Annotated in this window: 22 protein-coding genes; 16 read left to right on the forward strand and 6 right to left on the reverse strand. The window is 60.9% G+C overall.

Features of this window, described 5'->3' with window-relative positions:
- Nucleotides 1-36: 36 nt before the first annotated feature.
- Complete coding sequence (gene greA / locus P3T17_RS00610; RefSeq protein WP_074263878.1) at nt 37-513, forward strand: transcription elongation factor GreA; 477 nt, start codon at nt 37-39, stop codon at nt 511-513.
- 32 nt (nt 514-545) lie between these two features.
- Complete coding sequence (locus tag P3T17_RS00615; RefSeq protein WP_429405447.1) at nt 546-1,061, forward strand: DUF4149 domain-containing protein; 516 nt, start codon at nt 546-548, stop codon at nt 1,059-1,061.
- Between the two features lie 97 nt (nt 1,062-1,158).
- Here the strand turns inward: P3T17_RS00615 and P3T17_RS00620 are convergent, their stop codons facing one another.
- Nucleotides 1,159-1,719 (reverse strand): YhbY family RNA-binding protein, encoded by a 561-nt coding sequence (locus P3T17_RS00620; protein ID WP_074263880.1) that lies wholly within the window; start codon nt 1,717-1,719, stop codon nt 1,159-1,161.
- Nucleotides 1,720-1,918: 199 nt separating this feature from the next.
- Between P3T17_RS00620 and P3T17_RS00625 the strand changes: the two genes are divergently transcribed.
- The 11 genes from P3T17_RS00625 to phoR all read left to right on the forward strand — a co-directional run bounded on the left by P3T17_RS00625 (nt 1,919) and on the right by phoR (nt 14,132).
- A complete protein-coding gene (locus P3T17_RS00625; RefSeq protein WP_429288222.1) occupies nt 1,919-2,581 on the forward strand; it encodes an RlmE family RNA methyltransferase in 663 nt (220 codons plus the stop codon).
- A 192-nt stretch (nt 2,582-2,773) separates the two neighbouring features.
- Nucleotides 2,774-4,663, forward strand: coding sequence for an ATP-dependent zinc metalloprotease FtsH (gene ftsH, locus P3T17_RS00630; RefSeq protein WP_074263882.1), 1,890 nt, complete (start codon nt 2,774-2,776; stop codon nt 4,661-4,663).
- A gap of 197 nt (nt 4,664-4,860) precedes the next feature.
- Nucleotides 4,861-5,673: a dihydropteroate synthase gene (gene folP, locus P3T17_RS00635; protein ID WP_429405449.1), complete on the forward strand. Its 813-nt coding sequence runs from the start codon at nt 4,861-4,863 to the stop codon at nt 5,671-5,673.
- Between the two features lie 28 nt (nt 5,674-5,701).
- The gene (gene glmM / locus P3T17_RS00640; protein ID WP_074263884.1) at nt 5,702-7,060 is read left to right on the forward strand and encodes a phosphoglucosamine mutase; all 1,359 of its coding nucleotides are present in this window, start codon (nt 5,702-5,704) and stop codon (nt 7,058-7,060) included.
- A gap of 309 nt (nt 7,061-7,369) precedes the next feature.
- Nucleotides 7,370-8,401 (forward strand): phosphate ABC transporter substrate-binding protein PstS, encoded by a 1,032-nt coding sequence (gene pstS / locus P3T17_RS00645; protein ID WP_074263885.1) that lies wholly within the window; start codon nt 7,370-7,372, stop codon nt 8,399-8,401.
- A gap of 112 nt (nt 8,402-8,513) precedes the next feature.
- On the forward strand, nt 8,514-9,500 hold the full coding sequence (gene pstC / locus P3T17_RS00650) for a phosphate ABC transporter permease PstC (RefSeq protein ID WP_429404072.1): 987 nt from the start codon (nt 8,514-8,516) through the stop codon (nt 9,498-9,500).
- A complete protein-coding gene (gene pstA, locus P3T17_RS00655) occupies nt 9,497-10,393 on the forward strand; it encodes a phosphate ABC transporter permease PstA (RefSeq protein WP_429404074.1) in 897 nt (298 codons plus the stop codon). Before pstC ends, pstA begins: the two co-directional genes overlap by 4 nt.
- 15 nt (nt 10,394-10,408) lie before the next feature.
- Nucleotides 10,409-11,257: a phosphate ABC transporter ATP-binding protein PstB gene (gene pstB / locus P3T17_RS00660; RefSeq protein WP_074263888.1), complete on the forward strand. Its 849-nt coding sequence runs from the start codon at nt 10,409-10,411 to the stop codon at nt 11,255-11,257.
- Between the two features lie 29 nt (nt 11,258-11,286).
- A complete protein-coding gene (gene phoU, locus P3T17_RS00665) occupies nt 11,287-11,991 on the forward strand; it encodes a phosphate signaling complex protein PhoU (protein WP_074263889.1) in 705 nt (234 codons plus the stop codon).
- A 27-nt stretch (nt 11,992-12,018) separates the two neighbouring features.
- On the forward strand, nt 12,019-12,720 hold the full coding sequence (phoB, locus tag P3T17_RS00670; RefSeq protein ID WP_006051991.1) for a phosphate regulon transcriptional regulator PhoB: 702 nt from the start codon (nt 12,019-12,021) through the stop codon (nt 12,718-12,720).
- A 98-nt stretch (nt 12,721-12,818) separates the two neighbouring features.
- Nucleotides 12,819-14,132: a phosphate regulon sensor histidine kinase PhoR gene (gene phoR / locus P3T17_RS00675; protein ID WP_074263890.1), complete on the forward strand. Its 1,314-nt coding sequence runs from the start codon at nt 12,819-12,821 to the stop codon at nt 14,130-14,132.
- Between the two features lie 7 nt (nt 14,133-14,139).
- On the opposite strand, the gene ppk1 is transcribed toward phoR, so the two are convergent.
- Nucleotides 14,140-16,203, reverse strand: a complete 2,064-nt coding sequence (ppk1, locus tag P3T17_RS00680) for a polyphosphate kinase 1 (protein WP_429288223.1) — start codon at nt 16,201-16,203, stop codon at nt 14,140-14,142.
- 203 nt (nt 16,204-16,406) lie between these two features.
- On the opposite strand from ppk1, the gene ppx reads away from it, so the two are divergent.
- Nucleotides 16,407-17,987 (forward strand): exopolyphosphatase, encoded by a 1,581-nt coding sequence (gene ppx, locus P3T17_RS00685; protein WP_429404076.1) that lies wholly within the window; start codon nt 16,407-16,409, stop codon nt 17,985-17,987.
- A 131-nt stretch (nt 17,988-18,118) separates the two neighbouring features.
- On the opposite strand, the gene P3T17_RS00690 is transcribed toward ppx, so the two are convergent.
- The 3 genes from P3T17_RS00690 to P3T17_RS00700 form a co-directional block, all read right to left on the reverse strand.
- Nucleotides 18,119-18,934: a GNAT family N-acetyltransferase gene (locus P3T17_RS00690; RefSeq protein WP_429404078.1), complete on the reverse strand. Its 816-nt coding sequence runs from the start codon at nt 18,932-18,934 to the stop codon at nt 18,119-18,121.
- Nucleotides 18,935-19,078: 144 nt separating this feature from the next.
- Nucleotides 19,079-19,540, reverse strand: coding sequence for a phosphohistidine phosphatase SixA (sixA, locus tag P3T17_RS00695; RefSeq protein ID WP_429404080.1), 462 nt, complete (start codon nt 19,538-19,540; stop codon nt 19,079-19,081).
- A gap of 604 nt (nt 19,541-20,144) precedes the next feature.
- Nucleotides 20,145-20,480, reverse strand: coding sequence for a hypothetical protein (locus P3T17_RS00700; protein ID WP_429404082.1), 336 nt, complete (start codon nt 20,478-20,480; stop codon nt 20,145-20,147).
- 265 nt (nt 20,481-20,745) lie between these two features.
- Here P3T17_RS00700 and P3T17_RS00705 point away from each other — a divergent pair, with 265 nt between their 5' ends.
- Both P3T17_RS00705 and P3T17_RS00710 read left to right on the forward strand, forming a co-directional pair.
- Entirely contained in the window at nt 20,746-21,006 is a 261-nt protein-coding gene (locus P3T17_RS00705) for a DUF4148 domain-containing protein (protein WP_429404084.1), read from the forward strand.
- Between the two features lie 193 nt (nt 21,007-21,199).
- The gene (locus P3T17_RS00710; protein WP_166660752.1) at nt 21,200-21,358 is read left to right on the forward strand and encodes a hypothetical protein; all 159 of its coding nucleotides are present in this window, start codon (nt 21,200-21,202) and stop codon (nt 21,356-21,358) included.
- 195 nt (nt 21,359-21,553) lie between these two features.
- Here P3T17_RS00710 and P3T17_RS00715 read toward each other — a convergent pair whose 3' ends face one another.
- A complete protein-coding gene (locus P3T17_RS00715; protein WP_143787481.1) occupies nt 21,554-21,751 on the reverse strand; it encodes a hypothetical protein in 198 nt (65 codons plus the stop codon).
- Nucleotides 21,752-21,847 lie beyond the last annotated feature (96 nt).

The following is a 21,847-nucleotide window of genomic DNA, read 5'->3' on the forward strand; positions in this document are numbered from 1 at the left end:
TTTTTTACGGCCGTTTTTTTGCCACTAGAGCTGTTTATGAGCACTATTCCATTGACGACGCGTGGCGCCAAGAAGCTGCGCGATGAACTACAGCATCTGAAATCGGTTGAACGTCCGGCGGTCGTCAATTCGATCGCTGAAGCGCGTGCCCAGGGCGACCTGTCGGAAAACGCCGAATACGACGCTGCGAAAGAAAAGCAGGGTTTTATCGAGGGCCGCATTGCGGAAATCGAGTCGAAGCTGGCTGGCGCTCAGATTATCGATCCCGCTGCGGTAGACGCGGACGGCCGCATCGTGTTCGGTGCGACCGTGGAGCTGGAAGACCTGAAATCAGGGGCTTCGGTGAAGTATCAGATTGTCGGCGACGACGAAGCGGACCTCGAACACGGCCTGATCTCGATCAGTTCGCCGATCGCGCGCGCCCTGATCGGCAAGTCCGAGGGCGACGTGGCGTCGGTGCAGGCGCCCGGTGGCGTGCGCGAGTACGAAATCATCGCCGTCAGCTACGTCTGAAGAGGGCTCAGGTGTCTACCCCGCTGTCTCCCATGCCGCACAGGGTGTTCCGGCTACTGACCGTTATCTGGGTCGGGAGCCTGCTCACCATCGGCTATGCGGTGGCGCCTGTGTTGTTTACTTCGCTTGATCGGGCTGCGGCGGGCGAGGTCGCGGCGCAACTGTTTCGCATCGAAGGCGTGCTTGGCGTGGTGTGCGGCGTGCTGTTGCTTGGGCTCGCCAATGTGCTGATCCGTCGCGGCAACGATGCTTATCGCCGTCTGCGCTGGCTGATCGCCGGGATGGTGGTGTGCGTGCTGCTCGGTTACTTCGCGCTGCAGCCGTTCATGAAGGCAATCCGCATGGCTGCGCTGGCGGCCGGCACGGATGTCGCCCATTCGCCGGATGCGATGCGCTTCGGCGTGCTGCATGGCGTGTCGAGCCTGTTTTATCTGATCGAGAGCTTGCTCGCAGTGGCGCTGGTGTGGAAGCTGCCCACCAACGCGACGGCTGGGCTGACCGGGCAAGAAGAAGTCCGGGGCGCAGCGGGTAAGGGTGTTGCCGGTTAGATACCGCTGGTTGGCACCAGTCAATCAATAGTCGATCAACGCAACGCGCAACGCTGCGGGCAGGGCGCCCGCAGCCTCTTCAGCTTTCACGCAGAGATTACTTGACCGACTGGTGCGGACGCTTGGCGCTGGCCTGGCGTTTCTTGGCGCGCTTGATATTGCCGCCTTGCGTAACGCGTTCGTTGCCGCGCACCACGACCTTCTTGGGCTTCGGCTTGCGCATCGGGATTTCGGACGGTTTGACCACCGTCACGACGCGCGGGGCGCGGCCTTTACCGGGCTTGGCATCTTCAGCCGCCGCCTGACGGGCGCTCGGCAGTTCGCCACGACGCACGCTCGGCAACTCGCCGCGTTTAGCACGGGTGGCGGCCGGCTTGGCTGCAGCTTCGGGCTTCCAGATCACCAGCAGCTTGCCGATGTGCTGGATCGGCGCCGCATTCAGCGTGTCGCAGATCTGTTCGTAGACCGCGAGCCGTTCCTCGCGTTCGTCGCCGAACACCCGGATCTTGATCAGTTGATGGGCGCCCAGGTGGACCTTGATTTCGGCCAGCACGGCGTCGGTCAAGCCCTCGGCGCCGATGAGCACGACCGGTTTGAGCGCATGTGCCTGGGAGCGCAACTCGGCGCGTTGATCGGAAGAGACTTTGAGGGCTGGCATGGAAAGTGGGAGACTCGACTAAAATGGCGGCGCCTGCATTTCCGATCGCTTCGGTCGATCGCGCAGGGCGGCGCGTCAGAACAACAGAGAACGCGGTTGATGGCCCCGAGGGTGAGACCCATGGGAGCGGCAGCCGCGCGAATAAAACGCGTATTATCCGCTAAAAGCGCGGCATCACGCAGCAAGAGTTCAACGGTTAATGGCAAAAAACAAATTCAACACCTCGTGGCTGCACGATCACATCAATGATCCGTACGTGAAACTGGCGCAGCGGGAGGGCTATCGCGCCCGCGCTGCCTACAAACTGAAGGAAATCGACGAACAGGACAAGCTGATCCGTCCCGGCCAGGTGATTGTCGATCTTGGCTCGGCGCCCGGCAGCTGGAGCCAGTACGTCCGCAACAAGCTGGCGCAGGGCGCGAAGCGCGATGCGACGCGCGAAGGCGGCATCGACGGCACGATCATCGCGCTCGACCTGCTGCCCATGGAGCCGATTGCCGACGTCATCTTCATTCAGGGCGACTTCCGCGAGGACTCGGTTCTGCACCAGCTGGAAGAATTGGTTGGAGCGCGTCAGGTCGACCTTGTAATTTCCGATATGGCGCCCAACCTGTCGGGAGTGGCGCTGGCGGATGCCGCGCGAATCGAGCATGTCTGCGATCTCGCGCTGGAATTCTCCCAGAATCACCTGAAGCCGGATGGTGCCCTTTTAGTCAAATGCTTTCACGGCAGCGGTTACAGCCAGATTGTCGAGAAGTTCAAGCAGCAGTTTAAGACGGTGGCCGCGCGTAAGCCGAAAGCGTCTCGCGACAAATCGTCCGAAACTTTTATTTTGGGTAAGCATCTGAAACGGCCCGGTTGAATGGGCGCTCCGTAGGCATCCCGCGACATTTTTGAGTCCCGGAATTGTCGGAAAAGCGGCACTGGAACAGCGTTTTGCGCTATTTATGTGGTAGCGAAACGTTATGGCAGGGGTCTGCGGACTGGATTAGAATGCTTTAGTGGTGCCGCAAGGCAAATGTAGGCGCCCGTCTATGAGTGAAGGAGTGGTGCTTTGAACAACAATATGTTTTCGAAGGCAGCAGTGTGGCTGGTTATCGCACTGGTGCTGTTTACGGTGTTCAAGCAGTTCGATAAGCCCCGGGTCCAGGAAGGCGTTTCCTATTCGCAGTTCATGGATGACGCAAAGAACGGCAAGGTCAAGAACGTCATCGTTCAGGGGCGTAACCTCACGGTCACTCCAGCAGACGGCCAGAAGTACCAGATCGTGTCGCCCGGCGACATCTGGATGGTCGGCGACCTGATGAAGTATGGCGTTCAGGTGAGCGGCAAGGCCGATGACGAACCGAACGCGCTTGTGTCCGCGCTGTACTACCTCGGACCAACAATCCTGATTATCGGGTTCTGGTTCTACATGATGAGACAGATGCAGGGAGGCGGGAAAGGGGGTGCGTTCTCGTTCGGCAAGTCCCGTGCACGTCTGATCGACGAGAACAACAACGCAATCAATTTCACTGACGTCGCCGGTTGCGACGAGGCCAAGGAAGAAGTCTCCGAGCTGGTCGACTTCCTGCGCGATCCACAGAAATTTCAGAAGCTAGGCGGGCGGATACCGCGCGGCGTGCTGCTGGTCGGGCCACCGGGAACCGGTAAGACGCTGCTCGCGCGTGCGATCGCCGGGGAAGCCAAGGTGCCTTTCTTCAGCATTTCGGGTTCCGACTTCGTGGAAATGTTCGTCGGTGTCGGCGCGGCTCGTGTGCGCGACATGTTCGAACAGGCCAAGAAGCATGCGCCGTGTATCGTGTTCATCGACGAAATCGACGCGGTCGGCCGTCATCGTGGCGCCGGCATGGGCGGCGGTAACGACGAGCGCGAACAGACGCTGAACCAGATGCTGGTGGAAATGGACGGCTTCGAAGCGAATTCGGGCGTGATCGTGATCGCTGCCACGAACCGTTCGGATGTGCTGGACAAGGCACTGCTGCGTCCGGGCCGTTTCGACCGCCAGGTGTATGTCGGTCTGCCGGATATCCGCGGCCGCGAACACATCATGAAGGTCCACCTGCGCAAGGTACCTATCTCGAACGACGTCGACGCAGCGGTTATCGCACGCGGCACGCCGGGTTTCTCGGGTGCTGATCTCGCGAATCTCGTGAACGAAGCAGCGCTGTTTGCGGCTCGCCGCGGCAAGCGCATCGTCGAGATGATCGATTTCGAAGATGCGAAGGACAAGATTTTCATGGGTCCGGAGCGCAAGTCGGCCGTGATCCGCGAAGAATCGAAGCGCGCTACGGCGTACCACGAGTCGGGCCACGCGGTGATCGCCAAGCTGTTGCCGAAGGCCGATCCGGTGCACAAGGTCACCATCATCCCGCGCGGTCGCGCTTTGGGTGTGACGTGGCAGTTGCCGGAGCACGACAACGAAACGTATTCGAAGGACTATCTGCTGGATCGTCTGGCGATTCTGTTCGGTGGCCGGGTCGCGGAAGAGCTGTTCCTGAACCTGATCAGCACCGGCGCGTCGGACGACTTCAACAAGGCAACGGCTACGGCCCGCGCCATGGTGGCCCGTTTCGGCATGACCGATGCGCTCGGACCGATGGTCTACGTGGACGACGAGAACGACGCTACGCCGTTTGGCCGCGGTTTCACGCGGACCATTTCGGAAGCGACGCAACAGAAGGTCGACGCGGAAATCCGCCGTGTGCTGGACGAGCAGTACAACCTGGCGAAGCGCCTGCTGGAAGATAACCGGGACAAGGTCGAAGCGATGACCTCCGCCCTGATGGAGTGGGAAACGATCGACGCCGATCAGATCAACGACATCATGGCAGGCCGTCCGCCGCGCGCCCCGAAGAGTTCGCCGCCGTCGGCAACGGACGCTTCCTCGGGTGGCAGCACGGGTAGTGAGGTGAAGCCGGGCAGCGCGACTGCACCGGCCTGATCGAAGCCACGTTCAACTTGCGGGCCGGTGTGATTCCACACCGGCCCGTTTTGCATTCTTCGTTATTCATCCGCCCGATTCGCCCAATTACCCGCTGCATGGTCCGTCACGTGTCGAATACCGCACTACCGTATCTCCCCGAACCTGAGCCGTTGCAATGCGGCCGCTTTACGCTGAGCTTCGAGCGGCCGTTGGTGATGGGCATTCTGAACGTCACACCCGACTCGTTCTCCGATGGCGGCAAGTTCGAAATGCGCGGAGATGCTTTGCGGCAGGCCGAGCGGATGATGCTCGATGGCGCGGATCTGATCGATATCGGCGGCGAATCGACCCGTCCCGGCGCACCGCCGGTGCCGCTCGATGAGGAGCTGGAGCGGGTGATACCGCTCATCGAACAGTTGCACGACGCCCAGGTACCGCTATCGGTCGATACCTACAAGCCGGAGGTAATGCGCCACGCGCTGGCCGCCGGCGCGGACCTGATCAACGACATCTGGGGCTTCCGGAGGCCCGGCGCCATCGACGCCGTGCGCGACAGTCGATGCGGGCTCTGCGTCATGCATATGCTTGGTGAGCCGCAGACCATGCAGGTGGGTGAACCGGCCTATGAGGACGTCGTCAGCGAGGTGCGGGCGTTTCTCGAGCAACGGGTCGCAGCGTTGATGCAGGCAGGCATCGCAAAACGGCGCATCAGCGTCGACCCCGGATTCGGTTTCGGCAAGGCCGTGGTCGAACACAACTACGCCTTGCTGGCCCACTTGCCGGAGACGGCACCGCGCGGCGAGCCGCCGTTTGCCGCACCGGTTCCCATTCTGGCCGGCATGTCGCGCAAGTCGATGCTGGGCGCGGTGACCGGCCGGGCGGCGTCGGAGCGCGTGGCTGCAAGCGTGGCCGCAGCCATCTGTGCAGCCGAACGCGGGGCTGCGATACTGCGCGTGCACGATGTCGCGGAAACAGTCGATGGATTAAAAGTTTGGGCAGCCATGCGCGACGCAACGCGTCGCAGCTGACCCTTCGAAGAAAGAGGAAAACATAACGATGGCACGTCGCTTTTTCGGTACTGATGGCATTCGGGGCAAGGTCGGCGAGGGCCCGATCACACCAGATTTCGTGTTGAGGCTCGGTTATGCCGCCGGCAAGGTGCTGGCGGGCGGGGATCGCTGGGCCCACACCGGCCAACGCCCGACCGTCCTGATCGGCAAGGACACGCGCGTTTCGGGCTACATGCTCGAAGCCGCACTTGAGTCGGGATTCTCCGCGGCAGGCGTCGACGTGATGCTTGCCGGCCCGATGCCGACACCGGGCATCGCTTACCTGACACGCGCGCTGCGGCTTGCGGCGGGGGTGGTGATCAGCGCGTCGCACAACCCGTACTACGACAACGGGATCAAGTTCTTCTCGGCCCACGGCGACAAGCTGCCCGACGAGGTCGAACTGAAGATCGAAGAGCAACTGGATCAGCCGCTCGCTTGCGCCGCCTCGGAGCAACTGGGCAAGGCGCGCCGTCTCGATGACGCGGCCGGCCGCTATATCGAGTTCTGCAAGAGCACGTTCCCGGCGGCTTTCGACCTGCGCGGCATGAGGCTGGTGGTCGATTGCGCGCACGGGGCTGCGTATGACATCGCGCCGCATGTGTTCCACGAACTTGGGGCCGACGTAATCCCAATCGGCGTGGCGCCGAACGGCTTCAACATTAACGACGGCGTCGGCGCGACCGCTCCGGACGCGTTGGTCCGCGCGGTGAGGGCGAACCATGCCGATCTCGGCATTGCGCTCGACGGTGACGCCGACCGTCTGCAGGTCGTCGACTCGGCCGGCCGCCTCTATAACGGCGACGAGCTGCTGTATGTGCTGGTCAAAGACCGTATCGAGACGGACGGCAAGGTGGAAGGCGCAGTCGGCACCCTGATGACCAATATGGCGGTCGAAGTGGCGTTGCAGCATGCAGGCGTGAAGTTCGTGCGAGCGGCTGTCGGCGACCGCTACGTGCTCGAGCAATTGCGCGAACACGGCTGGCAACTGGGCGCCGAGGGCTCGGGACACATCCTCTCGCTCGATCGTCATTCGACCGGTGACGGAATCGTGTCGTCGCTGCTGGTGCTCGCCGCCATGAAGCGTAGCGGCAAGACGCTCGCGCAACTGCTCGAAGGCGTGACGCTGTTCCCGCAGAAGCTGATCAACGTGCGCATGCAACCGGGTGCCGACTGGAAGGCGAGCGATGAGATCCGCCGCGCGATTAGCGCAGCCGAGGCGTCCCTGGACGGACATGGCCGCGTATTGATTCGCGCTTCCGGCACCGAGCCGGTCCTGCGCGTGATGGTCGAGGCCCAGCATGTGAACGACGCGGTCCAGCACGCCGAGACAATTGCCAGCGCGGTCAAGCAGGCTACCGCCTGACGGCTAACCGTTGCGTACCGCCGGGTAGGGACGCGGCCGAGCACGGCGCCGTCCTTACTCGCGGCTTCCATTTTATCCGCCAGCCTTCCAGAACCCCTTCATCCGCACGCAAACGTTGCCGCGGCGTATTTTTCGCCTAATCTCTACACACATGGCGAAAACGTCGTTCAAACAGCTTTCATCTCCCTGATTTTTCTTTCATTTCAGTAACCTTATTGTCACGTGTGATTCACGATACGTCACGTTACTGTCACAAATAGCCCCTATTCTTCGCGGTGTCCTGTAATCCGCTCACACCCTGGAGATCACATGAAATTGATGCAAACCGCGTTCGCTGGCCTGGCTGGCGCGCTCTTCGCGATCGCTGCTCAAGCCGCCGACATCACCGGCGCGGGCAGCACCTTTGCAGCACCCATCTATACGAAGTGGGCTGACGCTTATCAAAAGTCGGGCGGCGGTAAGGTCAACTATCAAGGTATCGGTTCGTCGGGCGGTATCAAGCAGATCATCGCCAAGACGGTCGATTTCGCAGGCTCGGACGCTCCGCTGAAGGACGACGAACTGGCCAAGGACGGCCTGTTCCAGTTCCCGACGGTGGTCGGCGGCGTGGTGCCGGTGGTGAACCTGCCGGGCGTGACCCCGGGCCAACTGACGCTGTCGGGCGAAGTGCTCGGCGACATCTACCTGGGCAAGATCAAGAAGTGGAACGATCCGGCGATCGTTGCACTGAACCCGAAGGCAAAGCTGCCGGATACGGACATCGCGGTGGTTCGCCGTGCTGACGGTTCGGGCACCAGCTTCATCTGGACGAACTACCTGTCGAAGGTCAACGCTGACTGGAAGTCGAAGGTCGGTGAAGGCGCAACGGTCAGCTGGCCGACGGGCACGGGCGGCAAGGGCAACGACGGCGTCGCAGCCTTCGTGCAACGTCTGCCGGGCGCAATCGGTTACGTCGAATGGGCGTACGCGAAGCAAAACAAGATGGTGTTCGTCGACATGAAGAATGCGGCAGGCACCGTGGTTGAGCCGAAGACGGAAACGTTCAAGGCAGCGGCTGCTGGCGCGGACTGGTCGAAGTCGTTCTACCAGATCCTGACGAACGAGCCGGGCAAGGACGCATGGCCGATCGTCGGCGCAACGTTCGTGCTGCTGCACACGACCCAGGACAAGGCACCGCAAGGCACCGAAACGCTGAAGTTCTTCGACTGGGCGTTCAAGAACGGTTCGGGCGCTGCTGACAGCCTCGACTACATCTCGCTGCCGGAATCGGTTGTGACGGAAATCAAGTCGCAGTGGAAGGAAAAAGTGAAGGACGCATCGGGCAAGTCAGTCGCCGAGTAAGCGTCGAACGCGTAGTAATAAGCCGCCCAGCCTCATGTGAGGCTGGGCGGCTGTAGTACTGGTTGCATGGCGTAGTGTCATGCAGCGTATGGTTACAGGTACATAGGTTCCCATGTCCGACATCCCCCTCGTGTCGAGCACGTCCGGCAGCGCGGCGCAGCAGAAAGCGCCCAGTCGCGCCGGCGACGTCATTTTCGGCGGTCTCGCGCGCCTTGCCGCGATCATCACGCTCCTGCTGCTCGGCGGCATCATCCTTTCGCTGATCATCGCCTCATGGCCGTCGATCAAGGAGTTCGGTCTGAGCTTCTTGTGGACCGCCGACTGGGATCCACCCAGCAAGAAATTCGGCGCGCTGGTGCCGATCTACGGCACGATCGCAACCTCGATCATTGCTCTCGTTATTGCGGTGCCAGTCAGCTTCGGCATTGCGCTGTTCCTCACTGAACTCGCGCCTGCATGGCTGCGCCGGCCGCTCGGCATTGCCATCGAACTGCTCGCCGCGATCCCTTCGATCGTCTACGGCATGTGGGGTCTGCTGGTGTTCGCACCGATCTTCGCCACCTGGTTTGAAAAGCCGCTGGGCGCCGTGCTCGGCAGCGTGCCGTTCATCGGCGCGTTCTTCCAGGGGCCGCCCATCGGCATCGGCATTTTGTGTGCGGGCGTGATTCTCGCGATCATGATCATTCCGTACATCGCCTCGGTGATGCGCGACGTGTTCGAAGTCACGCCGGTCCTGCTGAAGGAATCGGCATATGGCATCGGCTGCACGACCTGGGAAGTGATGTGGAAGATCGTGCTGCCGTTCACCAAGAGTGGCGTGATCGGCGGCGTGATGCTGGGTCTTGGCCGTGCTCTCGGTGAGACGATGGCCGTCACGTTCGTGATCGGCAACACCAATCTGCTCGACAACGTCTCGCTGTTCTCGCCGGGTAACAGTATTACCTCGGCGCTCGCCAACGAATTCGCGGAAGCGGATCCGGGTCTGCATACGTCAGCGCTGATGGAACTGGGCCTGATCCTGTTTGTGATTACCTTCATCGTCCTGGCGATTTCGAAAGTCATGCTGCTTCGCCTCGAGAAAGGGGAGGGCGCAAAATGAGCCAGCCCACCATGAATATGCCGGGTTCGGCGGATCCCGCTGCACTGGAGGCAATGCGCGTCAAACTGCAAGGTCGCCGCCGTATCAAGAATGCGATTGCGCTCACGCTCTCGCTCGCCGCGATGGCCTTTGGTCTCATCTGGCTTGTCTGGATTCTCTATACGACGCTGCGTCTGGGCGTCGGCGGTCTGTCGATCGAGCTGTTCACGCAGAACACACCGCCGCCGAACACCGATGGTGGTGGCTTGCAGAACGCGATTGTCGGCAGCCTGATGCTGATCGTGCTGGCGACGTTCGTCGGCACACCGATCGGCATTCTGGCCGGCGTCTATCTGGCCGAATACGGTCAGAAGGGCTGGCTTGCCAGCGTGACGCGTTTTATCAACGACATCCTGTTGTCGGCGCCTTCGATCGTCGTGGGCCTGTTCGTCTATGCGCTGGTGGTGGCGAAGCTCGGTCACTTCAGCGGCTGGGCTGGTGTCTTCGCGCTCGCATTGCTGCAGATTCCGATTGTGATTCGTACCACTGAAAATATGCTGAAGCTGGTGCCGAACGCGCTGCGTGAAGCGGCCTTTGCGCTCGGCACGCCGAAGTGGAAGATGGTGTTGTCGATTACGCTGAAGGCGTCGGTAGCCGGCATTATCACCGGCGTGCTGCTCGGCGTTGCCCGGATTGCCGGTGAAACCGCACCGTTGCTGTTCACCGCGATGTCGAATCAGTTCTTCTCGTGGAACATGAATCAGCCGGTCGCAAACTTGCCGGTCACGATCTATCAGTTTGCGATGAGCGCCTTCCCGCAGTGGCAATCGCTTGCCTGGGCCGGCGTCTTCCTGATCACGCTCGGGGTGCTGGGTTTGAACATCCTCGCGCGTACGATCTTTTCGAAAAAGTAAGGGCGGAGTAATCCGATGAACATGGCAGAAACTCAACTCAACCCGATTGCGCGTCCGACCGCGCCCGCCGGTTTCGACCCCGCCCAGGGCGACAGTGCCCAAGCGTCGGCGCAGCCGAAGATCCAGGTCAACGATCTCAACTTCTTCTACGGCAAGTACCACGCGTTGAAGAACATCAACCTGCGCATTCCCGAAGGCAAGGTGACTGCGTTCATCGGCCCGTCGGGCTGCGGCAAGTCCACGCTGTTGCGCACCTTCAACAAGATGTACGCGCTCTATCCGGAGCAGCGTGCTGAAGGCGAGATCCTGATGGACGGCGAAAACCTGCTGACCACCAAGCGCGATATCTCGCTGCTGCGTGCACGGATCGGCATGGTGTTCCAGAAGCCGACGCCGTTCCCGATGTCGATCTACGACAACATCGCCTTCGGCGTGAAGATGTTCGAAACGCTGCCGCGCTCGGAAATGGATGATCGCGTCGAATGGGCGCTCACTAAGGCAGCGCTGTGGAATGAAGTGAAGGACAAGCTCGGTCAGAGCGGCTACGGCCTCTCGGGTGGCCAGCAGCAGCGTCTGTGCATTGCGCGCGGCATTGCGATCCGTCCGGAAGTGCTGCTGCTCGACGAGCCGTGCTCGGCACTCGACCCGATTTCGACGGGTCGCATCGAAGAACTGATTGCAGAGCTGAAGAGCGACTACACCGTGGTGATCGTTACCCACAACATGCAACAGGCTGCACGGTGTTCGGACTACACTGCCTATATGTACCTCGGCGAGCTGATCGAGTTCGGTGATACCGAAAAGATCTTCATCAAGCCGGTCCGCAAGGAAACCGAGGACTACATCACCGGCCGCTTTGGTTAACCCCGACGAGCACCATTAGGGAGTACGACATGTCCGATAAACACCTCTCCAGCCAGTTCGACGCCGATCTGAATCTCGTTTCGTCGAAGGTTCTCGAAATGGGCGGCCTCGTTGAATCGCAGATCGTCAACGCGATGCACGCGCTCAACAATTTCGACCTGGACATGTGCGAGCAGGTTATCGCCGCCGAAGAGCGTCTGAACAAGATGGAAGTCGATATCGACGAAGAGTGCAGCAACATCATCGCGCGCCGCCAGCCGGCCGCGCGCGACCTGCGCCTCCTGATCGCGATCTCGAAGACCATCACGAATCTTGAGCGCGCCGGTGACGAAGCGGAAAAGATCGCCAAGCGCACCAAGCGTCTGATGGAAGACGGCGCCTCGCGCACCATCAATATCGCCGAGATCAAACTGTCCGGTGAGATGGCTGTGACGATCCTGCGCCGTGCGCTCGATGCGTTCGCGCGCCTCGATACGGTGGCCGCCGCGCAGATCGTGCGCGACGACAAGGCGATCGACGAAGAATTCCGCGCCTTCGTGCGCAAGCTGATTTCGTACATGACTGAAGATCCGCGTTCGATTTCGGTGGGCCTCGATTTCCTCTTCATCGCCAAGGCGATCGAGCGGATCGGCGACCACGCGAAGAACATCGCTGAATTCATCATCTATATCGTCAAGGGTACCGACGTGCGGCACAAGTCGCGCGACGCGCTCGAACGCGAAGCACTTAGTTAACCCCTGCATAAAGGTCAAGAGGTGCCGATGCCTAGCAGCATTCTCGTCATCGAAGATGAGCCCGCTATTTCCGAGCTGATTTCGGTCAATCTTCAACACGCGGGCCATTGCCCGATCCGCGCCTATAACGCGGAGCAGGCGCAAAACCTGATCAGCGATGTGCTGCCGGACCTCGTCCTGCTCGACTGGATGCTGCCCGGGAAATCGGGCATCGCATTTGCGCGCGATCTGCGCAACAACGAGCGGACCAAACACATCCCGATCATCATGCTGACCGCACGTGGCGATGAACAGGACAAGGTGCTCGGTCTCGAGATCGGCGCGGACGACTATGTCACCAAGCCGTTCTCGCCGAAGGAACTGATGGCGCGTATCAAGGCTGTGCTGCGCCGTCGTGCACCGCAGTTGACCGAGGACGTGGTGGCGATCAACGGACTGAAGCTCGATCCGGCCACGCATCGTGTCGCGGCGCATGCAGAAGGCAGCGAGATCAAGCTCGATCTCGGGCCGACGGAGTTCCGTCTGCTGCACTTCTTCATGACGCATCCGGAGCGCGTGCATAGCCGCACGCAACTGCTCGATCAGGTGTGGGGCGATCACGTGTTCGTCGAAGAGCGCACGGTGGACGTTCACATCAAGCGCCTGCGCGCCGCGCTTAAGCCGGCGGGCTGCGATGCTATGATTGAGACGGTCCGGGGCAGTGGTTACAGGCTTGCGAAAAGCGCCTGATTACGCGTGGCAGGTTTAGCTGCACTTAAGGCCACCTGCGCTAACGCGCCGCGAAATTGCTTCGCGGCGCGCATTGTCTTCTCTTCGATCGCTAGAACATGAACATCATCTGGGCGCGTTCCATTGTCTCGATCGTGCTGCTTGCTGTTCTGTGCGCATTGCTTGGCGTGTTCGTCAACGTCAAGGCGGCACTGATCTTCGCGGTCGTCGTTCTGCTCGCACAGAGCGCTTTTAGCACCTTCCATAAACAGCGTCTGTGGCGTCTGCTCGATGCGCCGGTCTACGGCGAAGTGCCGAGCGCGCCGGGTATCTGGGGCGAAATCTATTACCGGCTGCACAAGCTCGCGAAGCGCTGGCACGCCCAGGTGCGTCAGGTCGAGCAGCAGCATTCGCGTTTCATCCAGGCCATTCAGGCTTCGCCGAATGGCGTTGCCATGCTCGACGATCACGATCAGATCGAGTGGTGTAATGCCATTTCCGAGGTGCATTTCGGCCTCGATGCGAAGCGCGATCTGCGGCAGCACATCACCCACCTCGTGCGTCAGCCGGATTTCGTGCGCTATCTGAACTCGCATCACTACGAGCAGATGCTGATCATGCGCGGGATGGGCGAGAAGCGTCAGAACGTGCTGTCGGTGCAGGTGTTCCCGTACGGCGAGAACCGCAAGCTGGTGTTGTCGCAGGATATTACGGAGCTCGAACGGACCGATGCGATGCGGCGCGACTTCGTGGCCAATGTGTCGCACGAACTGAAGACGCCGCTGACCGTGTTGTCCGGGTTCCTCGAAACGATGCGCGAATTGCCGCTGGGCGAAGCCGAGCGCGCCCGCTACCTTGAACTGATGGAGCAGCAGGCGGCGCGTATGCGGCATATCGTCAACGATCTGCTGGTGCTCGCCAAGCTCGAAGGCGACAACAAGCCGCCGAGCGATCAGATGATCGATATGCGTGCCGTGCTGCGGCACCTGCGCGACGATGCTCAAAGCCTTTCCAGCGATCACCATTGCATCACCTTCGACGCCGATGAGGGGCTCACCGTGACGGGCGTCGAGACCGAGATTCTGAGCGCGCTCGGCAACCTGGTGACCAATGCGATCCGTTACACGCCGGACGGCGGCAAGATTCATGTGACGTGGCAGTCGAGCGGTGGCAGCGCAGTGTTTTCCGTGACCGATAGCGGGCTTGGGATTCCCGCTGCCGATATTCCCAGGCTCACCGAACGGTTTTACCGGGTCGACCGCAGCCGCTCGCGCGACACGGGTGGCACAGGTTTGGGCCTTGCGATCGTCAAGCACGTGTTGCAACGGCACGATGCGCAGCTCGAAGTGAAGAGCGAAGAGGGGCGCGGCAGCACGTTCACCGTGCGCTTCCCGGTGTTCCGCACGGCGCGGCGGCAACCTGCGCCGGCCTGACCTAGCGTCAGGTGCAGAACTTCCCAAGCAGGCTCATCTGCGCATTACGTGAGGACTTGCCCGGCCTGCGCCGGCGATAGTGTCCATCGCTTTGCATCAGCCATGCGGACTGGTTGTCGCCGAGGAACGCCGACAGACCTTCCGCAATCACGCGGCGTTTCAGGCGGCGGTTGTTGATCGGGAACGCCACTTCCACACGCCGGAAGAAATTGCGATCCATCCAGTCGGCGCTCGACAGGTAAACCTGTTCCTTGCCGCCATCGTAGAAGTAGAAAATCCGATGGTGCTCGAGGAAGCGCCCGACAATCGAGCGCACCGTGATGTTCTCGGACAGCCCGGGTACGCCCGGCTGCAACGAACACACACCACGCACGATCAGATCGATCTTCACCCCCGCCATCGACGCTTCGTACAGCTCCGCAATGACGGTCGGCTCGAGCAGGGCGTTCATCTTGGCGACAATGCGCGCCTTCTTGCCGGCGCGTGCGTGGTCCGCTTCAGCGCGAATCGCCTCGATGAGCTTCGGATGCAGCGTGAACGGCGATTGCCACAGTTCGTGCAGCTTCAGTTCGCCGCCAATGCCCGTGAGTTGCTGGAACACGTGGTGCACGTCTTCGCAGATCTTCTGGTCGGCCGTCATCAACCCGAAGTCGGTGTACAGACGCGCCGTGCGCGGGTGATAGTTGCCCGTGCCGAGGTGGGCATAACGCTTGAGCGTCATCTTGCCGTTGTGCGACACGCGCCGCACGATCAACATCATCTTCGCGTGACACTTGTGGCCCACGACGCCATACACGACGTGCGCGCCCACGGCTTCGAGCTGCGCGGCCCAGTTGATATTGGTTTCTTCATCGAAGCGCGCGAGCAGTTCCACCACCACCGTGACTTCCTTGCCGTTGCGGGCGGCTTGCATCAGCGCGTCCATTAGCGGCGAATCGGTGCCGGTACGGTAGATGGTCTGCTTGATCGCCATCACGTTAGGATCTTTGGCCGCCTGCAACAGCAGTTCGAGCACGGGCTGGAAGCTCTCGTACGGGTGATGCAGCAGCACATCGCCGTTATCGATCACGTCGAACAGGCTCGCGCTATTGGCGATCTGCGTCGGGATCGACGGAATGTGCGGGACGAATTTCAGATCCGGCCGGTCCACCATCTCCGGCAATTGCATCAGCCGCACCAGATTGACGGGACCATCCACGAAGTAGCAGTCTTTATCCGAGAGGCCGCTTTCGTCGAGCAGGCGCTGTACCAGATGCGCGGGCGTCTCCGCCGATACTTCGAGGCGCACGGCGTTGCCCAGGTGCCGCGCCGGCAATTCGCCTTGCAGCGCGACGCGCAGATTGGTGATTTCGTCTTCATCCACGAACAGTTCGCTGTTACGTGTGATGCGAAACTGGTTGCAACTGCGTACCACCAGATTCGGGAACAGTTCGCCCACGAAGCGCTGCAACAACGAGCTGAGCAGCACGAAGCCGTGCGGGTAGCCCGAGAGTTCCTGCGGCATGCGCACAAGCCGCGGCAGCGCCCGTGGTGCCTGCACGATGCCCATCAGCGCCTGGCGTCCAAAGGCGTCCTTGCCTTCGAGTTCGACCACAAAATTCAGACTTTTATTGAGCACGCGCGGGAACGGATGCGCGGGATCGAGTCCGATTGGCGTCAATACGGGCAGTAGTTCGTCGAAGAAGTAATTGCGCGCCCATTCGGTCTGCGCTTCATTCCACGCTTCGGTGCCGTGAAAATAGATGCCTTCCTGTTCGAGCGCGGAGAGCACGGTGTCGTGCAGCATGCGGTACTGGCGATGCACGAGCTTCTGCGCGCGCTCCACCACGAGGTCATAGACGTGCTGCAGCGACATGCCGTCCGGCGACAGTGCGCCCGGGTTGTCGCGCATCTGCTCCTGCAGTCCGGCCATACGGACTTCGAAGAATTCGTCGAGGTTGCTGCTGGTAATGCAGATGAAACGCAGGCGTTCGAGCAAGGGCACGGCGGGATCAGCGGCTTGCGCCAGTACACGCTCATTGAAACCCAGGATGCCCAGTTCGCGATTCAGTAGGGGGTAGCGGGTGGACATCGGCGGCGAGAATGGAAGCTCGGGAAGAGACGGTGAAAGACGCTCGGAAATTCTCACAGTATGATGAAGCTCTTATGACAGTCGAATTGTCATAAATTTTACGCTCTTCTGTCGTTGTGTCGTAAATATGACGCAGGGAATATGGGACCATACCGCACGCCAATCACCGCCAAGGTTACATCGTGAGGTCCGGTACGCTTAAAATGTCGTCTTTGAACGGCGGGGCTAGCAACAAGATAGCCGCGCTTGCGCGTATGGAGTCCGCTCAATCGATGGTCAACACGCCACAACTTCTCGCTGCCGTCGATCTTGGCTCGAACAGCTTTCGTCTGATCGTGGGCCGGGTCGAAGAAACCGATGCCGGCAGCCAGATCTATCAGGTCGACGCGCTACGCGAGCCCGTGCGGCTCGCCGCCGGCCTGTCGAGCGACAAGATGCTCGACCGCGCCTCGCAGGTGCGAGGCTGGGACGCGCTCAAACGCTTTGGTGAGCGGCTGCGCGATTTCCATCCCGATCATGTTCGGGCCGTCGCCACGAATACGCTGCGCATCGCGAAGAACGCGGGCGAGTTTCTTGGTGAAGCCCGCGCGGCATTGGGTTTCCCGATTGAAGTGATTGCCGGGCGTGAAGAGGCTCGTCTGATTTACGCCGGCGCTGCGCACTCGGTGCCCGCCAGTCCCGGTAAGCGGTTGGTGGTCGATATCGGCGGCGGTTCCACGGAATTCATCATCGGCTCGCACTACACGCCGATCAAGATGGAAAGCCTGTATATCGGCTGCGTGAGCCATAGCCGGACCTTCTTTCCGGCCGGCAACGTCGACGAGTACACGATGCGTCAGGCGGAGCTTGCCGCCGGCCGCGAAATCCAGATCATTTCTCACGAGTACAAGAAAACCGGCTGGGAACAAGCCATTGGTTCGTCGGGCACGGCACGGGCGCTCGCGGAACTGGTGGAAGCGAACGGCTTTAACGACGCAGGCATCACGCATGGCATTTCGCGTGGCGGCCTCGAACGCCTGAAGCGTGCGTTGATCAAGGCTGAGAACGTCAACCGGCTGAAACTGGTGGCGCTGAAAGCGGACCGGATTCCGGTGCTGGCGGGCGGCCTGTCGATCATGCTGGCCGTGTTCGACGAACTGGGCGTCGATTACGTCGACACCACCGACGGCGCCTTGCGTCTCGGCGTGCTGTACGACCTGCTGGGGCGTTCGCAGCACGAAGATATGCGCACGGTCACCGTGGAAGGCTTCATGCGCCGCTACGGCGTGGATCGCGCGCAAGCGGGGCGCATCGGCGATCTGGCGGTGAGCTTCTACGATCAGTTCGACGAGCCGGATGGCGAACGTCGCGCCGAGAACCGCATGTTTCTGAGTTGGGCGGCGTCGCTGCACGAGATCGGGCTGTCCATCTCGCACAGCGCGTATCACAAACACTCGGCCTATATCGCCAGCAACGCGGACATGCCGGGCTTTTCGCGCACCGATCAGGCGCGTCTCGCGGCGCTCGTGCTGGGCCATGCGGGCAAGCTCGGCAAACTGTCGCAAACGCGTGAGGTGGAGTGGCCGCTGCTGTTCTGTCTGCGTCTCGCTGCGCTGTTGTGCCGGCGCCGTGCGGATGTCGGTTTGCCGGGTATCGCCGTAAGTCGCGTGAACAATGGCTACGAAGTGCGTTTGCCGAAGGAATGGGTGGCGAACAACCCGCTCACTGACTACAGCATGATTCAGGAAGCCGCGGAATGGGAGAAGGTGGGCATCCCGTATCGCGTCGTTTATACGGACGACTGACGATACGTAGATCGCGCCCCGCTGGCTACACCTATACGCAGCAGCAATGTTTAAAACAAAACAGCCCGGCAGAGCCAATCTGCCGGGCTGTTTTGCATTCGCACCTGCGAAGAAGTGTGGCGTCGCTTCGCTCACCCCGGCAATGCATCGCCCAGGAAGTGGCGCGCGTAGCGTTCATTGATTTCAGACAGGCGCAGCAGCGTCAGAAAATCGGCCGTGTTGAAGTCAGGATCCCAGGCCGGCGCGCCGCAAATTTTTGCGCCAACTCGCAGATAACCTTTGACGAGCGGCGGTGGCGCAACGTTCGAGCCGGTTTGCAACTCTTCGACGGGCAGCGGCGTGTGCGGAAAGGCCCGGTATTCCTGCGACGTCATCGCGTTGTCGCGCAGCGCGCAGTACAGGTTCGCCGCGTAGTGGCCGCCGTCGGCCATCGACACGCTTGCACAGCCAAGCATCGTTTCGTAGCCGTTGTGCATCATGTACGCCGCGAGACCGCCCCACAGCGACATGATTACCGCGCCGCTGCGGTAGTCCGGGTGCACGCATGAACGGCCCACTTCGACCATCTTCGGCCGCAGGTGAGTGAGACGCGAAACATCGAACTCGCTTTCGGCATACAGGCGGCCGATGCGCGCGGCCTGATGCGGTGGCAACGCGCGATAGGTGCCGACCACTTTCAGCGTATCGAGATCGCGCACCAGCAGGTGATCGCAGTAGTGATCGAATGCGTCGACATCAAGGCCTGCAGGGCCCGTCAGACGGGCGCCCATTTCGTCGGCGAAGACCCGGTAACGCAGATGCTGGGCTTCGCGCAGTTCTTCTTCGGTCCGCGCCCAGGCTACTTGCAGCCGGTGTTGCGCGGTAACCGTTTCCTCGGCACGCGGCAGACGGCGACGCGTCTCGAGATTCGAAGCGAATGGCAGGGAGGACGTCGGCAGATCTTGCATGTGGCGTTCCTGGTCGAAAAAGGAGAAATTCGCTTTTTCGCCAATGTAGTAACGCCCGATGACGCTCGCATGGCAATGTTGTGACCGTTAGATGTCGGTCCGTAAGCTAAACGGCGTTTTTGTACCGCAAGCTTTTACGGTCGGTTACAGCAGATCCGGGCTGATGGCGGCGCGCAGCACGACCTGCTCGTCGCCGTCGCGCTCCCGGTTTGCAAGCCACCATACGCCAGCTTTCTTGAGCGGCCAGCTCGATTCGCTGTTGTTCGCAAGCAACTGTGCGGCGACGTGACCGAGCGTGGGCTGATGGCCGACGATCACTACCGTCGATGCGATGCCTGCCGGCCAGCCGGCGGCGGTCAGCACGTCAGCGGCGCTGGCGCCGGGCGCGAGTTCGCGCACCACGCGGTATTGGTCGGTGAGGTTCTCGACCGTCTGGATGGTGCGCGCCGCCGGACTCGAGAGAATCACGGCGTCCTCGTCGAGCCGCGCGCGCAGCCACTTCGCCACGGCTTGCGCCTGCTTGCGGCCGCGCACGGTCAACTGGCGGGCGAGGTCGGTCGGCGCGATCTCTTCGGCCTCGGCATGGCGCCAGAGGATCAGGTTCATGGCTGTCTCCTTTATCGACCGGAGCGGCGCTTTGGCGCGCTTCGGGTCCCATGCGGAGCTCTTGCTCCGGTCCCATGCAAGATGGGTGCGGACTTTCGAGCGACGCAGTGTTGTACCACTGTCGCATGGCTGCGTGCGTGACAGCAAGGTGGTTTGCTAAAGGGCGTGCAGCGGAGGGGATGTTCAGCCAGTTCAGGTGGTGTTGCCACACGCTGTGTGACATGGAGCGGCTTTCTGCGCCTGTTGTGGCGGATCTGGATCTGGGAGGCGTCGCCGCGGATGGACGGCAGCAGCCACAGCATGCGCGCGCCCGAGCGCGGTCGTGTGTGTGAAGGGTCGCTATCGGCTCGAGCTGTAAAGCTGCGGCTGATTGGGCTCGATTCAGGCTACGGTCAGCTTCACCACGCAGCACATCACGAGCACTAGCAGGGCATACGTAACGGCGATATCGAACGGATAGCGCATGGCTTGATCCCGTGGAATTTGGTCAGCAGTCATCTTAGATAGACGATTCAGCGAGCACCGTTATCAAGCCAACAGTTCGCCAAAAGACAAGTCGCGTTTCGCGAGGCGTCGTTGCGCCGTGGACAAGCCAGTGGTCAGATCAGGACGTCCGCGGATGCGGCACGCATGTTGTGGAGATATTGAGCAACGCGGACGGGTCGTTGGCCGCTTCGGCCCGCCGGTGTTTCGCCTCGAATGCATCGAGCTGGAGAAGCAGACGATCCAATGCGTACAACTGGGAGCGCGTCAGATGGGCGGTGTCCAGAAGCTTGTTGAGCCGGGTGCGCCAGTAACGCGACGACAGGATCGGTCCGCCTCGGCCCTCGGCCAGGCTGGCCGGCATCACCGACGCAATATGTGCGATCTCCTGATCCAGGAACATCAGTTTGTGCGCGCCCTTGGGTTGAAGCCTGGCCTGTTGCGTGTTTTTTAGCATCCGATATCCATCCGCGACGGGCTAATGGACGGTTGCGGCGACTTTCGGTGACTGGCGCCGGACCAGAGTTTCAATGCTATGACGGCGCGACGAAAGACACTGTCAACAATGGTCAGGCGCTATCCCAGTATTGGAATGTTTTTGACAACAGTGTTTTCATCGCATAGGTATTTACCCTAGTCATGGTTAACCATAAAATGTTGTCATACGTCGAACACCGTGGTCGGTGTTGCGACAGATAAGACAATTTCTGGAGGTAGTCGTCATGAAGTCGCTGATTGAAGCTGCTGTTATCGCCGCCCTGATCGCTGCACCGCTTGCAGCATTTGCGCAATCGAGCCAACCGTTGACGCGCGCGGAAGTGCGCGCCCAACTCGTGGATCTGGAGAAGGCCGGCTATAACCCGCGCGACTGGATGAACTACCCCGAGAACATTCAAGCCGCCGAAGCTCGTGTTGCCGCCGAAAAGGCTGACGCGAGCGGCTATGGCGTCGGCAGCAACGGCTCGTCGCAAGCAGGTCATTAAGGTCGTCAGGCGCGGTAGCGAAATGCCGCCTTGGCGAGCGGTTTGAGCATGTGTTGTATGGCTGTGCGGTCGTTGAGTCGTACGTAGGGTGACCCGAAAGGGCGCCTGTGCGGCGCACAGATTGTTGTGGGTGTTAGCTGTGCAGTGATTGAACGCCGCTGCAGTTGAACGCAGCATCTGACATGAGGCCGCTATGGACGCGACTGTTTTGGCCACCGCTATTGGATTTTTGGTCTTGTTGATTGCGGTGGTTTTCGCCATTGGTCACTACCGGCGCGAGCGTGCGCGCAAGCGCGTGATCGGCGAGATGCAGCGTCGGCGGCTTTACGAGTTCAGTCGACCGAGGCATTGACGTTTGGTGCGGATCATCCGCGCTAAACGCATTTGTACTTGTGAGGCGTCCTGCATCACAAGGTTTGCTTCGATGTTAGTGCATCCGACGTGTATCCTAGGACGTCGCTGCCAGGCTCCGTGCAATAATCAAGGCAGCGACGGCCGCATTGGACGCCGACTGCCTGCATCGTTGCTGCCGACGCAATGCCCTACGTCAAACGTAGCCCGGTTGGCGATGCGGCGGCCGGCGATGCCGATGATGTCGCGGCGGCGGCACCTGACGACAACGACGCACCAGATGACCGCGATACCAGACGTGCTTGCAGACGACGCGTGGACGCGCCTCGGCAGTGACAGGTGCGAACGCTGCGACGAACGTCGCGAGCAGGATGAGCAATACGAATTTGCGCACGGATCGATCCTTTAAGCAGAGTCAGGGCATTCGTCAGCGGCGGACAGAAAACATTCTGAACCGTCCATGCCCGATCGAAAAGAAAAAGGGTTACAC

Source organism: Paraburkholderia sp. GAS82 (assembly GCF_050436285.1).
In the GTDB taxonomy this organism is placed as follows: Bacteria; Pseudomonadota; Gammaproteobacteria; order Burkholderiales; family Burkholderiaceae; genus Paraburkholderia; species Paraburkholderia phenazinium_B.

Bases quoted from the DNA above. Each gene is read 5' to 3' on its own strand.
- greA (WP_074263878.1), top strand. From the start codon at position 37: ATGAGCACTATTCCATTGACGACGCGTGGCGCCAAGAAGCTGCGCGAT.
- P3T17_RS00615 (WP_429405447.1), top strand. From the start codon at position 546: ATGCCGCACAGGGTGTTCCGGCTACTGACCGTTATCTGGGTCGGGAGC.
- P3T17_RS00620 (WP_074263880.1), bottom strand. From the start codon at position 1,719: ATGCCAGCCCTCAAAGTCTCTTCCGATCAACGCGCCGAGTTGCGCTCC.
- P3T17_RS00625 (WP_429288222.1), top strand. From the start codon at position 1,919: ATGGCAAAAAACAAATTCAACACCTCGTGGCTGCACGATCACATCAAT.
- folP (WP_429405449.1), top strand. From the start codon at position 4,861: ATGGGCATTCTGAACGTCACACCCGACTCGTTCTCCGATGGCGGCAAG.
- glmM (WP_074263884.1), top strand. From the start codon at position 5,702: ATGGCACGTCGCTTTTTCGGTACTGATGGCATTCGGGGCAAGGTCGGC.
- pstS (WP_074263885.1), top strand. From the start codon at position 7,370: ATGAAATTGATGCAAACCGCGTTCGCTGGCCTGGCTGGCGCGCTCTTC.
- pstC (WP_429404072.1), top strand. From the start codon at position 8,514: ATGTCCGACATCCCCCTCGTGTCGAGCACGTCCGGCAGCGCGGCGCAG.
- pstA (WP_429404074.1), top strand. From the start codon at position 9,497: ATGAGCCAGCCCACCATGAATATGCCGGGTTCGGCGGATCCCGCTGCA.
- pstB (WP_074263888.1), top strand. From the start codon at position 10,409: ATGAACATGGCAGAAACTCAACTCAACCCGATTGCGCGTCCGACCGCG.
- phoU (WP_074263889.1), top strand. From the start codon at position 11,287: ATGTCCGATAAACACCTCTCCAGCCAGTTCGACGCCGATCTGAATCTC.
- phoB (WP_006051991.1), top strand. From the start codon at position 12,019: ATGCCTAGCAGCATTCTCGTCATCGAAGATGAGCCCGCTATTTCCGAG.
- phoR (WP_074263890.1), top strand. From the start codon at position 12,819: ATGAACATCATCTGGGCGCGTTCCATTGTCTCGATCGTGCTGCTTGCT.
- ppk1 (WP_429288223.1), bottom strand. From the start codon at position 16,203: ATGTCCACCCGCTACCCCCTACTGAATCGCGAACTGGGCATCCTGGGT.
- ppx (WP_429404076.1), top strand. From the start codon at position 16,407: ATGTCGTCTTTGAACGGCGGGGCTAGCAACAAGATAGCCGCGCTTGCG.
- P3T17_RS00690 (WP_429404078.1), bottom strand. From the start codon at position 18,934: ATGCAAGATCTGCCGACGTCCTCCCTGCCATTCGCTTCGAATCTCGAG.
- sixA (WP_429404080.1), bottom strand. From the start codon at position 19,540: ATGAACCTGATCCTCTGGCGCCATGCCGAGGCCGAAGAGATCGCGCCG.
- P3T17_RS00700 (WP_429404082.1), bottom strand. From the start codon at position 20,480: ATGCTAAAAAACACGCAACAGGCCAGGCTTCAACCCAAGGGCGCGCAC.
- P3T17_RS00705 (WP_429404084.1), top strand. From the start codon at position 20,746: ATGAAGTCGCTGATTGAAGCTGCTGTTATCGCCGCCCTGATCGCTGCA.
- P3T17_RS00710 (WP_166660752.1), top strand. From the start codon at position 21,200: ATGGACGCGACTGTTTTGGCCACCGCTATTGGATTTTTGGTCTTGTTG.